The following is a 12,040-nucleotide window of genomic DNA, read 5'->3' on the forward strand; positions in this document are numbered from 1 at the left end:
GCTTACGCGGCGTGATTAAAGTCGGTCTGGTTTTCCGGATTGCGCCCACGGTATTTGCTGAAACGCCGCTGGATCTCCTGCATATCCGCTTCGAGTTCCCCCGTGGGATGATAGAGCGAGTCTACACAAATACGCTTGGTGGGAAAGTCCCAGGCTACCAACAGAACAGGGACGTCCGCGGCGTACGCAATGCGCAGAAACCCATTCTTCCATTTATGCGCCTTCTTGCGGGTGCCTTCCGGAGTGATGGCAACCCACATTTTTTCATTCTGCTTAAACTGACTTGCCATGTCCTTGGCCAGCCCTCCCGCCGCGCCGCGGTCGGTGGGAATGCCGCCCAGCGCCATAAACAGACCTTTGAACGGAAAGAAAAAGGCTTCCTTTTTCATCATCCAGGAGGCCTTGAGTTTGAGCGCCATGATGAATGGCATAGCCACCACAAAATCCCAGTTGGACGTGTGCGGAGCCAGCGCCACCATCAGTTTTTTCTCCGGAGGAAAATTGCCGTCAAAGCGCCAGCCGAGCAGTTTCACGATCAGCAGGCCTATCCCCTGGGTGAACCAGTTGCCCGCGCGTGGCATTTCTTCCGGCAGATCCGCGGGGATGGTTGTGTTTTTTTCGGCGGTCACTGCAACAATCTCTTCAGGTTTTACTTAGTGTTCACGGGTCGCGTAGAAACGGATTTCCTTGTGGCGCTCTTCCGCGAGTTGCAGGTTCACCCGCGTGGGCGCCAGATAGGTGAGGTGCCCGGAACCATCCAGCGCCAGGTTGGTGCTGGCTTTGTTTTTGAACGCTTCCAGTTCCTTGGCACTGTCGCTGTCGACCCAGCGCGCGGTGTTCACATTCACGTTTTCGTAAATGGCTTCCACTTTGTATTCGTCTTTCAGACGGTAGGCTACCACTTCAAACTGCAGCACCCCCACCGCGCCGACGATGATGTCGTTGTTGTCGAGCGGGAAGAATACCTGGGTGGACCCCTCTTCCGACAGCTGCTGCAGGCCCTTCTGCAACTGTTTCAGTTTCAGCGGGTCTTTCAGGCGGATGCGGCGGAACAGCTCCGGGGCGAAGTTCGGGATACCGGTGAACTTGAGGTTCTCGCCCTCAGTAAAGGTATCGCCGATCTGGATAGTGCCGTGGTTGTGCAGGCCGATGATATCGCCGGCGATGGCTTCTTCCACATGGGTGCGGTCGCCGGCCATGAAGGTCACCGCATCGGCGATTTTCACATCCTTGCCGATGCGCACATGCTTCATTTTCATGCCGCGATTGTAAGTGCCGGAGCACACCCGCATAAACGCGATGCGATCACGGTGCTTCGGGTCCATGTTCGCCTGAATCTTGAATACGAAGCCGCTGAACTTGTCTTCCGACGGTGCGACGGTACGCTCGTTGGTCTCCCGCGATTGCGGGCCCGGCGCCCATTCCACGAAACCGTCCAGCATCTCGCGCACGCCGAAGTTACCGAGCGCGGTGCCGAAAAATACCGGGGTCAGCTTGCCCGCACGGTACTCTTCCAGGTCGAATTCGTGGGTCGCGCCGCGCACCAGTTCGATTTCATCGCGCATATCATCGGCGTATTCCCCCAGCAGCCTGGTGGCCTCGTCGGAATCGAGCCCGTGGATCTGGATGTCGTCGGGGATGGTGTGGCCCTGCCCCTGCTTGAACACATGAATGGTGTCGGTGTAGAGGTTGTAGACGCCTTTGAAATTCTTGCCGGAACCCAGCGGCCAGTTGATCGGCGCCGCCTTGATGTTCAGCACCTCTTCGATCTCGTCCATCACCTCAATGGGGTCGCGGATATCCCGGTCCAGCTTGTTGATGAACGACAGGATCGGCGTGGTGCGCAGGCGGCACACGTTCATCAATTTGATGGTGCGGTCCTCTACACCCTTGGCGCCGTCAATCACCATCAGCGCGGAATCCACGGCGGTGAGTACACGGTAGGTATCTTCGGAGAAGTCCTCGTGTCCGGGCGTGTCCAGCAGGTTGACCACGCGCTCCTTGTAGGGGAATTGCATGACGGACGAAGTCACGGAAATACCGCGCTCCTGTTCCATCGCCATCCAGTCGGAACGGGCGTGCGGCCCCTTCTTGCCCTTTACCGAGCCCGCCAGCTGGATGGCATTTCCGAACAACAGCAGTTTTTCGGTCACCGTGGTTTTACCGGCGTCCGGGTGGGAGATGATGGCAAAGGTGCGGCGGCCGTTGATGCCCGCCAGGGAGGAGGATTGACCCATAATGCAAAAATACGGCTGGATAAAAAACAGGCGCGCATTATACACGCCGGCACACGGCTCGGGGGCCTGTTAAACTGCAAAATCTGACGAGAAACTAACAGCCAAACTCCACTATTCAAGAGGTGAATAATGAGTCAGGAACGTCTGACAGCGCTCCAGCATGCCCTCGCTGGACAACAGGTACAGGGCTTCCTGATCCCCCGCTGCGACGAATACCAGAATGAATACGTGCCGGCGGCCGACGAGCGCCTCGCCTGGCTCACCGGCTTTACCGGCTCCGCCGGCCTCGCCGCCGTCGCCGGTGACCGCACCGCTCTATTCGTTGATGGGCGCTATACCCTGCAAGCCGCTCAGCAGATCGGTAGCCAGCCCATCGAACAACAGAATCTGGCGCCTGCGGATATTGCCAACTGGCTGTGCGCCGCGCTGAAGGAAGGCGACACCCTCGGCTACGATCCACGCCTGCACACCGAACCCGGGCTGGCCCCGCTGAAAAAGCGCCTGGACGAGTGCGGTATTCACCTGCACGCGCTGGATGCCAACCCTATCGACCGCATCTGGGATAACCGCCCCGCCGCACCCTGCGGCGCAGCGCGCCCACACCCACTGACCTTTACCGGCGAAGATTCCGCCAGCAAGCGCCAACGCATTGCCGAGCAGCTCGCAACCAAAAAACAGGACGCCTTGTGGCTCGCCAATCCGGAAGTGTGCGCCTGGCTGTTCAACATCCGCGGCAGCGACATTCCCCATTTGCCGGTAGCCCTGTCTATGGGATTCCTTTACCAGGATGGCAGTGCCGTACTGTATCTGGCGGAAAGCGCTACCACTGAGGCCCTGCGCCAGCATCTGGGCCGGGATGTGGAGATCGTGCACGACAAACTGGCACTCTTCACGGCGGCTGAGCGCCAGCACGTGCAGAAGGTGTGGGCCGATCCGCTGCTCACCAATTGCTGGACCCTGCATGAACTGCGCAACCGCGAAATAAAGATTCTGCTGGAGCGCGATCCCATTACGCTCGCCAAAGCACGCAAGAATGCGGTGGAACTGGAAGGCAGCCGCGCCGCACATATCCGCGACGGTGCCGCGCTGTGCGAATTTCTCGCGGAGTTGCCGGCGGCGGTGGCAGGCGGCCGCCAAGACAAAAGCTTCGGTGAACTGGAAGCGGTGCAATTACTGCGCAGCAAGCGCGAGCTGCGCGAGGGGTTTACGGACGACAGCTTCGATACCATCTCTGGTTACTGCGGCAACGGTGCCATCGTGCACTACCGCGTAAGCCCGCAGTCGAGTCTGCCGATGCGCGCCGCAGGTATCTACCTGATCGACTCCGGCGGTCAATATCCCGACGGCACTACCGATGTCACCCGCACGGTGGCACTGGGCGAGCCACCACCGCGGGCGAAGGAACATTTCACCCGGGTACTGAAGGGCCATATCGCCATCGCCAGCCTGCGTTTCCCCAAAGGCACCTGCGGCGAACAAATCGATGCCTTCGCGCGCAAATCTCTGTGGGATGTTGGGCTCGACTACGCGCACGGTACCGGGCACGGCGTCGGCAGTTTTCTGAGTGTACACGAGGGACCGCAGCGCATCGGCAAGGCAAATACCAATGTGGCGTTGGAGGCTGGCATGATCGTCTCCAATGAGCCGGGGTTCTACCTCACCGGCGAGTACGGCATTCGCATCGAAAATCTGGTCTTCGTGAAGGAGAGCGCGGAGTATCCAGGTTTTTTGGAGTTCGAAGCACTGACGATGGCTCCCATCGAACGCCAGTTGGTTGATCCGGAACTGCTTGCCGACAGCGAACTGATATGGCTGAACCGCTACCACGCGACAGTGCGCGAGACCCTGCTGCCGCTGGTCAGTGAGCAGACCAGAAACTGGCTTGTTGCAGCGACGGAACCGCTGTCGAAAGCCCAGTAATCTCCGTTGCCAGTTTGGGCGCCGCCGAATCAGCAGTGGCGTCCGAACGGCGCGTTCCTACTCGGAAGCCCCCTGCGTATGCATTCCGCCTTTAACAGGCATCGATGCTTCTTCGTCGTGCATACCGGTCTGACTCCGGCTCTCGTCCCAAAACGGCAACATCGCCGCCAGCACCCGGCGGCTGACTTCCGGTTCCAGCGCATGCCCCATGCCCGGGATTGCGACAAACTGTGCGCCTGGAATTTTGTCGGCGGTATCGCGGCCATGATCCGGCGGCAGCAGCGGGTCGCTGTCGCCGTGAATCACCAGCGCCGGCACATCGATGGCTTCCAACAAGCGCGAACGGTCACCACTGGCGAGAATCGCCTGAAACTGTCGCACAGTGCCGGGACCATAGCTGCCCCGGTTCAATACACGTTCTGCCAACTGGCGGGCATTTTCCTCGACGAAAAATTCGGGCGAGCCGATGGTGCGCGCGATGGTCACCCGGTTGGCCAGCTCCTGCTCACGGCTTAGGCCGGACTTGGCCCCCAGTGCCAGCGCGGAAATCGCCTCCGCTTTTGACTCGGTGAGATGGGGCGCTCCAGAACTGGACATAATCGAAGTGAGGGTGAGCACCCGTTGCGGGTATTCCGCCGTCAGTACCTGCGCGATCATGCCGCCCATAGAAGCGCCAACGATATGCGCGTGGCGGATGTGAAGCGCATCCAGTACACCAACTGCATCCGCCGCCATGTCCTCCAGACGGTAGGCTGGCTCGGGGACAAAACCGACTTTGGCCCGCACCAGCGTCCACCACACCGGCGGTGCCGACAGGCGATAAAATTTCTGCGACAGTCCGGCGTCGCGGTTGTCCAACACCACCACCCGATAACCCTGATCGAGCAGCCCCTGGACCAGGGTATCGCCCCAATGCAGCATCTGCGCACCGAGCCCCATGATCAGCAGTACCGGCTCGCCTTCCCGTGATCCCATATCCTGATAGGCAATCGCGGTTTGATTGACGGTAGTGAAATGGATTGGATAGCGATCGAATGGATTTTCCCCCGCATTTGCGCTCACCGCCTGGAGCGCCATCAAGCCGATGAAAATCCGACAGAAAATTCGCCGCACAACAGTCATCAACATATACAGCCTCACGGAGTTATTTCGCCACCACATGCTCAGGCTCCCCTGTGTGCACGCTGAGATAACGGCGCAGCCACCACCAGGCCAAGGCGCCAATCGCCAGATTGGAAATCAGTGTGGCCACAAACAGTCCGCGGATTCCCCAAAAATGATTACCCAGCCAGGCCAGTGGCAAATACACACCGAGTACACGTAAGAAAGAAATGAAGGTGCCGGGGAGCGGATGGCCGAGGCCGTTGAACGCCGCATTGGCGGACATCACAAACCCGTAACCGGCATAACTGAACGGCACCAGGCTCAGATAGGCCACCGCCACCGCCAGCACCTGTGGGGAATCGCTGAACAGCGCGGCCACCTTGCCACCCACCAGCCACAGCACCAGCGCGACACCAATGCCGAAAAAAATACTGAATCGCGCGAGCACCGACACCGTTTGCAGCAGGCGATCGTGCCGATTTGCCCCCGCGTTTTGCCCCATGAATGGTCCGACCACCGAAGAGAGCGCGTAAAATACGATCAGCGCCACCGGCTCGATGCGCAGCGCCACACCGAGCCCCGCTACGGCATCGGCACCGTGGCTGGCCACCAGCGCAACGACCACTCCGCCGGACATTGGAATGATCACATTGGTGGCCATCGCCGGCAGTCCCACCGCGAGCAGAGCAAGCCAGGAGCCCTTCAGCTGCGGCCAACGCCAGCTAGGCAACCCCAAAATCTGCTCCCGACGCACCAGTACATAAAGTGCAATAGCAAAACTGAGGCCACGCGCGATCACCGTCGCCAGCGCCGCCCCCTGCAGCTCCAGCCGCGGAAATCCGTAGAGGCCGAAGATCAGTAGTGGGTCGAGAATCAGGTTGAACAGCGCCACCGCCATCAGAATACGTCCGGTAATCGCACTGTCTCCGATGGCGCGCAGTGCCGACAGCGCAACCATCGGCACCACCGCAAACAATGCCCCCAGATACCAGGTCACCATGTATTCCGCGATCAGCGGCAGTAACTGCTCCTGCGCCCCCAGCAGCCGGAACAGGGGCTCGATGGTCAACAGCCCCACCGCGCTGACCAGTATGGCAATAACCAGCGACAACAGCGTAGCGTCACTGACAAGGCGCTTCACACGCGCCATGTCGCCGGAGCCATAGGCCCGTGCCACTGCGGAGGACGTCCCCGCGCCGAGCCCGATGGCGAGTGCGTTGATCACCATCACCACCGGAAAAGTAAAACTCATCGCCGCCAGCGGCCCGTCTCCAAGCTGCGCGACAAAGTAGGTGTCCACCACGTTGAACGACATAGTGGCGAGAATGCCCCACACCATGGGCAGGGCCAGGCGCTGCAGGTGACCGGAGACAGGACCGTGGAGTAATGAGGGGTGCTTGCTGGAGGCCATGGAATGTCGAGAACAACCGTGATGGGTGCGCCTGCGAGAGCGCCAAAAATTGAACAGTTATTCTAGGGCCTGCGGCGTCCGATTTCGATGGGTGTCACGAAAGAAAACCCTATAGTAGGAAAAAAGAAATGGGCCAGCGTTAGTTTCAAGCTGGCCGGGAGAGCGGGATCAGAATTGCCATTCTACTCCAGGCTGCGGTTTCGTCGATCTGCCATGATGTTTTGTTAGCGACGCGCACAGCGTCAACGTTGTGCTGGAAGTGCCCGCTCACCGCAATGGGGCCAGCCTAGTGCTGGCCACCGGCGATATGCGCACGGGACAGCGCACCGGCCAGCTCCTGGTCATTGTTCACGGCGGTGAGATAGAACCGTGTCTCCACCTCACTTTCACCATGTTTCTTTTCCGCGCTTTGTTCATGTCGACTAGGTTTACGCCCCCTGGAGTAAGTGTCACTTCCGCCGAATCCTTTTGCAGGCTCTGGCTGGTACCAATGACCTCAATGGTTTCCAGCACCTCATCAGCGGCCTCGGCGGGCATACAGGCGAGCGCGAATAGACTCAACGCAACGACACCGCCATGCAGCGTAAGTGGGTGTTTTTCTCTGGCAGCATGGCTGGGGGAAACGGGCATCGAGAAACTCCTTGGATTTATTGTTATCGCAACGATATCCGTTGCATGTCCATAGAAGTTTTGCAGTATAAAGATACGGCGACTCGCGTAGTTGCGACATATTGTCGCAGCGACCAAGCGAGCCAGAAATAATGAGAGTCAGGACTCTATAGGCGTGAAGCCGTCTTTTTGAATAAATTAAAGATAAAGGCTCATCAGCAATGCATCTTCCCGAGTGCCATCCGCTTTGGGGTAATAATTTTTGCGGCGGCCATCTTCGGAAAAACCAAGCTTGTGATACAAAGCGCGGCCGGCGCGATTGGATGCGCGCACTTCCAGCAGCACCCGCGCCACATCTTCCGGCAGAGCAGAAAAAATCTGTTGCAGCAGGCTCGCGCCAACACCCAAGCGGCGCCACTCTGGTGCCACGGCCACATCGAGAACTTCCACTTCATCGAACAGCCGACTGATCACACAGCAGGCGACAATCGCGTGCTGGTCGGTGCGAAAAATCCAACATGTATGCCCGGATTCAAGGCTGTCGCGATACTGGCCGGCATTCCAGGGATGGCTGTGGGCGCTCCGCGCCAGTTGCGCCAACGCGTCACAATCCGGTAGCCCTGCTTTTTCCAGCGTCAGTCCGGCTGCGAGTTCGGAATTCGGAGAATGTTTGTGAGGAGGGGTCTTCAACGCACGATGTCCATGTTTGGCATCCAGGTCCGGCAAAGCCAGGCTGGCCAGCCTTATCGCCGGGTCTGTTCGGGGTAGAGTGTTTGCAGTAACTGCCAAACTTCGCGCTTGCGCAGTGGCTCGCTCAGCAGTTCAGAAAGACTCGGCATGGCGATCAGGCGTACACCGTTCCAGTCCGCAACGGCATCTTCGAGTATCACCGGCGCGCAGTAATCGCGCGCCTGTTGCCCCATCAACCAGATGGACTTCACCGGCCGGCGCGCGACCGCCGCTTCCAGCCAACTGCTGCAGGTATCGCGGGCATCCGCGGCGCCGGCCGCGGCAGCAAATGGGTTTTCCGCCAGCGGCCACTTTAGTTTGTCGCGCCCGGTAGTCAGCTGGTGCCAGCCAAGCGCCCGGGCCATATTCCCGAACAGAGACTCTACCGGCAGTGCGCTGCCCGGTTCACGGCTGTCCACCGCCAGCAGCTCATCGCCAAGCCACCAGCAGCTCAATACAAAGGGATTGATCTGCTGCGCAGGGGCAATCGGTTCCGGGTTTACCTCCGCACGCGTCGTACGGGTCTCGGTGGTGATACTGCCGATTACCCGGCTGATTTCAGGCGCGGACTCCGGGCGCGGGGAGGGCCGAGTTTCATCGACAGGAGCAGGTTCAGCGCCGACCGCGGCCATGACCGCGGCAACCGGGGCTGCTTCCGGAGTGTCCTCAATTGCCGGCGGCAATTCCGCCTGAATCGCCACCGGGGCCAGTGGCAGATGGAAACGCGGCATATAGCTGGTTATGCCCAGTGCCGCCAGGTATTCCGTCCGCTGCAGTTCGTTCACATCTGGCCCCGTTTTCCGATCAAACGCCTTTCGGCTTGCTACTTTTACTGGCGAGCAAGTTTAAAGCATCCAGATAGGCTTTTGCGGATGCCACCAGAATATCGGTATCCGCACCCACGCCATTAACCAGCTTGCCGTCGCGCTCAAGGCGTACAGTCACACTGCCCTGGGAGTCGGTACCCTGGGTGACCGCGTTTACCGAGTAGAGCTTGAGATCCGCATTACTGCCCACCACCGACTCGATTGCTTTGAACGTGGCATCCACCGGACCACTGCCCTCAGAGCTACACTGAGTGCGCTCACCGTCGATCACCAGCTCAAGGCGAGCCTGTGGGTTGCTGCCGCTCTTGCTGCGCACCTCGAGATCCGCCAGCTGGTAGTGTTCCACCGGCTCTGCAGCACCGGAGATCAGTGACTGCAGATCCTCGTCGAAAATCTCGTGTTTCTTGTCGGCGAGATCCTTAAAGCGTTGGAACAGTACGTTGAACTCTGCCGGATCGGCAAAGGTTACACCAAGTTCTTCATAACGCGCCTTTACTGCCGCGCGGCCGGAATGCTTGCCCAATACCAGACGGTTCTGCCCCCAACCCACATCTTCCGCGCGCATGATCTCGTAAGTCTCGCGGTGTTTGAGCACACCGTCCTGGTGAATGCCAGATTCGTGTGCAAACGCGTTAGCGCCCACAATCGCCTTATTGGGTTGCACGGGAAAGCCGGTGATCGAAGACACCAGCCGTGAAGTGGGCACGATATGGGTGGTATCAATTCCAGTTTCCACCGGATAGAGATCCTGCCGGGTGCGCACCGCCATCACAATCTCTTCGAGTGAGGCATTACCCGCGCGTTCACCCAAACCATTGATCGTGCACTCCACCTGGCGCACGCCATTCATCACGGCGGAGAGAGAGTTGGCAACCGCCAAGCCCAGGTCGTTGTGACAGTGAGTGGAGAAAATCGCCAGATCGGAATTGGGTACATTTTCGATGACCCGCTTGAACATAGCGCCGTACTCGCCGGGTTCACCGTAGCCCACAGTATCCGGGATATTGATGGTACCGGCACCAGCTTTGATTACCGCTTCGATGATGCGGTACATGAATTCTGGTTCGGAGCGACTGCCATCTTCCAGTGAGAATTCCACATCATCGGTAAACTGGCGCGCCGTCTTCACGGCTTCCACAGCCTGACGCAATACGTCTTCCGGCTCCATCTGCAGCTTGTATTTCATGTGGATCGGGGACGTGGCAATGAAGGTATGAATGCGCGCAGAGTTGGCTTTCTTCAGTGCTTCACCGGCGCGGATGATATCCGGCCCCACAGCCCGGGCAAGACTGCAGACCGTAGAGTCTTTGATTGTCTCCGCCACTGCCTGCACCGCTTCAAAGTCGCCCTGACTGGCGATTGCAAAGCCCGCTTCGATCACATCCACTTTCATGCGCTCAAGCATGGTGGCAATACGGACTTTTTCTTCCTTGGTCATTGATGCGCCCGGGCTCTGTTCGCCATCGCGCAAGGTGGTATCAAAAATGACTAATTTATCTTTCTTAGTGTTCATCGGGACTCTTCTCCTAGTCTGGCCCGAGGCTAAACAGCAGGGATGCCGCTGTCTACGCACTGCTCAAATTAAGTACGGAATTCTGTCGAGAGATACGGGGGTAAAATTATATGCCGCAGCGCGGCAGTCGTAGCGGGCCAGCTAGTAGCGGGGAGGCGGCAAAGGTCGCAGCGGCGGGAGAGAATCCGGTGCAGTGAGAAATGGATGAACCTGGAACGCCTGATAAACAGAAGACGACTCGCCTTCCGACCGGCACTATCGAACCGTCTTGGATAGTGGGAAACATGTCTGCAGCTTCAATAATCTGGTTGATTGAAAACGATACCTCGAAACCCTTTTGAGGCTTCTGCGATTGCCAGGAAGTCTTGACCGGGCATCACATGTGCGACTATAAGCCTGCCCCGCCAAGACATCAATATCCATCCTATTTAAAGCCTTAAAATCAGACAAACTCGCAAAAACATCAACACAATGACATAAATCGGGAAACGATTATCCCAACACAACCGGATCCGCAGTGGTACCTGTTAGCCCCCCCTTCGGACCTGAAGTTGGTTCAAAGCAGTTTTTCTATATCGGCTGCCAGTGACTCAGGCTTGTCTTTTGGCGCATAGCGTCCAACCACTTTGCCATCCCGGCTCACTAGGAACTTGGTGAAGTTCCATTTGACACCCTCAGTCCCAAGGATTCCCGGCGCCGACTTCTTCAGCGAGGAAAACAATGGATGGGCATCTCCACCATTCACATTCACCTTGGCATATACCGGAAAACTGACGCCATAGTTGATGGAGCAGAACTCCTGGATTTCGCTGTCGCTTCCCGGCTCCTGCTGACCAAACTGGTTGCAGGGGAAAGCAAGCACCACCAGCCCTTTTTCACGGTACTCACGATACAGGTCTTCCAGCCCTTGGTACTGGGGAGTAAACCCGCACTTGCTCGCCGTATTCACGATCAGCAATACCTTGCCTCTGTGTTCTTCCAGGCTGGTCTGCTCTCCATCGCTGGTAAGGAAGGGAATCGAATAAAGATCGGACATTTCGAAATCTCTTTTTTCAGGAAGGGCTAAACGCTACTGGTGCTCCGTCCGAATGGCAAATTTCATTTGGGCACCTCCTCACCGGAAGCCCGTTTGCGACTGGCCGCTCTAGTTTTGTGGATTGTTTTTCTTGGAGTTTTTTGGGTTATGCACAGGTGCTTTACTCACAGAAACACTGGACAGAGCTGGGGATAAGTTTGGGATATTGAGGCTGAAGCCCGTGGTTGCTGGGGTTGGGGAGGCGTTTAAAAAAGCGTCGGTGGTGGAGTTGGGTGGTTTTCGGGGTGACCTGGGGGCGTGCGGGGTGATGGCGTTTTGATTCGGGGGAAGTAGGTGTTTGTGTGCTGTCGTCGCTGATCAGTTTTGGGTTTTGATCCGGGCCTGTGCTGGCGGGGAGAGCGATGACCTACAGTGGGTGGCGAGCGGTGCTCGCCATCGCGGTGCGACGCCCTGCGGGCGCCCCAAGCCCGCACCTTTGGTGCTGCCGGGGTCGCGCACGACCTTTCATATGGCAGCGCGGTGCGCTGCGAGGTCGTGGGAGGAGTTCATCGTATCCAAAATAAAAAAAGGGCCACCCGTTTGGGTGGCCCTTTCTTTTATTTAGAAGCCTGACGATGACCTACTCTCACATGGGGAAACCCCACACTACCATCG

The 12,040-nt window shown here is 58.2% G+C and carries 9 protein-coding genes; 1 reads left to right on the forward strand and 8 read right to left on the reverse strand.

All coding sequences use genetic code 11. From position 1 onward, the window contains the following. Positions 1 to 2: 2 nt before the first annotated feature. A complete protein-coding gene (locus FDY93_RS13005; RefSeq protein WP_246068574.1) occupies positions 3 to 629 on the reverse strand; it encodes a 1-acyl-sn-glycerol-3-phosphate acyltransferase in 627 nt (208 codons plus the stop codon). Between the two features lie 24 nt (positions 630 to 653). After that, on the reverse strand, positions 654 to 2,237 hold the full coding sequence (locus tag FDY93_RS13010) for a peptide chain release factor 3 (RefSeq protein WP_138236190.1): 1,584 nt from the start codon (positions 2,235 to 2,237) through the stop codon (positions 654 to 656). 129 nt (positions 2,238 to 2,366) lie between these two features. On the opposite strand from FDY93_RS13010, the gene FDY93_RS13015 reads away from it, so the two are divergent. Continuing rightward, entirely contained in the window at positions 2,367 to 4,157 is a 1,791-nt protein-coding gene (locus FDY93_RS13015) for an aminopeptidase P family protein (protein WP_138236191.1), read from the forward strand. A gap of 57 nt (positions 4,158 to 4,214) precedes the next feature. Here FDY93_RS13015 and FDY93_RS13020 read toward each other — a convergent pair whose 3' ends face one another. The 6 genes from FDY93_RS13020 to FDY93_RS13050 all read right to left on the reverse strand — a co-directional run bounded on the left by FDY93_RS13020 (position 4,215) and on the right by FDY93_RS13050 (position 11,386). Then, positions 4,215 to 5,285 (reverse strand): alpha/beta fold hydrolase, encoded by a 1,071-nt coding sequence (locus tag FDY93_RS13020; protein ID WP_166219989.1) that lies wholly within the window; start codon positions 5,283 to 5,285, stop codon positions 4,215 to 4,217. Between the two features lie 16 nt (positions 5,286 to 5,301). Then, complete coding sequence (locus FDY93_RS13025; protein ID WP_138236193.1) at positions 5,302 to 6,672, reverse strand: MATE family efflux transporter; 1,371 nt, start codon at positions 6,670 to 6,672, stop codon at positions 5,302 to 5,304. A gap of 807 nt (positions 6,673 to 7,479) precedes the next feature. Continuing rightward, a complete protein-coding gene (rimI, locus tag FDY93_RS13035; RefSeq protein WP_166219987.1) occupies positions 7,480 to 7,971 on the reverse strand; it encodes a ribosomal protein S18-alanine N-acetyltransferase in 492 nt (163 codons plus the stop codon). 53 nt (positions 7,972 to 8,024) lie between these two features. Next, positions 8,025 to 8,795, reverse strand: a complete 771-nt coding sequence (locus FDY93_RS13040) for a uracil-DNA glycosylase family protein (RefSeq protein ID WP_138236196.1) — start codon at positions 8,793 to 8,795, stop codon at positions 8,025 to 8,027. A gap of 19 nt (positions 8,796 to 8,814) precedes the next feature. Next, on the reverse strand, positions 8,815 to 10,350 hold the full coding sequence (locus tag FDY93_RS13045) for a 2-isopropylmalate synthase (RefSeq protein ID WP_138236197.1): 1,536 nt from the start codon (positions 10,348 to 10,350) through the stop codon (positions 8,815 to 8,817). A gap of 556 nt (positions 10,351 to 10,906) precedes the next feature. Further along, positions 10,907 to 11,386, reverse strand: a complete 480-nt coding sequence (locus tag FDY93_RS13050) for a glutathione peroxidase (protein ID WP_138236198.1) — start codon at positions 11,384 to 11,386, stop codon at positions 10,907 to 10,909. Between the last annotated feature and the right edge of the window lie 654 nt (positions 11,387 to 12,040).

The organism is Microbulbifer harenosus (assembly GCF_005771435.1).
Taxonomy (GTDB): Bacteria; Pseudomonadota; Gammaproteobacteria; order Pseudomonadales; family Cellvibrionaceae; genus Microbulbifer; species Microbulbifer harenosus.

Coding starts and splice junctions, on each gene's coding strand:
- FDY93_RS13010 (WP_138236190.1), bottom strand. CDS start 2,237: ATGGGTCAATCCTCCTCCCTGGCGGGCATCAACGGCCGCCGCACCTTT.
- FDY93_RS13015 (WP_138236191.1), top strand. CDS start 2,367: ATGAGTCAGGAACGTCTGACAGCGCTCCAGCATGCCCTCGCTGGACAA.
- FDY93_RS13020 (WP_166219989.1), bottom strand. CDS start 5,285: ATGTTGATGACTGTTGTGCGGCGAATTTTCTGTCGGATTTTCATCGGC.
- FDY93_RS13025 (WP_138236193.1), bottom strand. CDS start 6,672: ATGGCCTCCAGCAAGCACCCCTCATTACTCCACGGTCCTGTCTCCGGT.
- FDY93_RS13045 (WP_138236197.1), bottom strand. CDS start 10,350: ATGAACACTAAGAAAGATAAATTAGTCATTTTTGATACCACCTTGCGC.
- FDY93_RS13050 (WP_138236198.1), bottom strand. CDS start 11,386: ATGTCCGATCTTTATTCGATTCCCTTCCTTACCAGCGATGGAGAGCAG.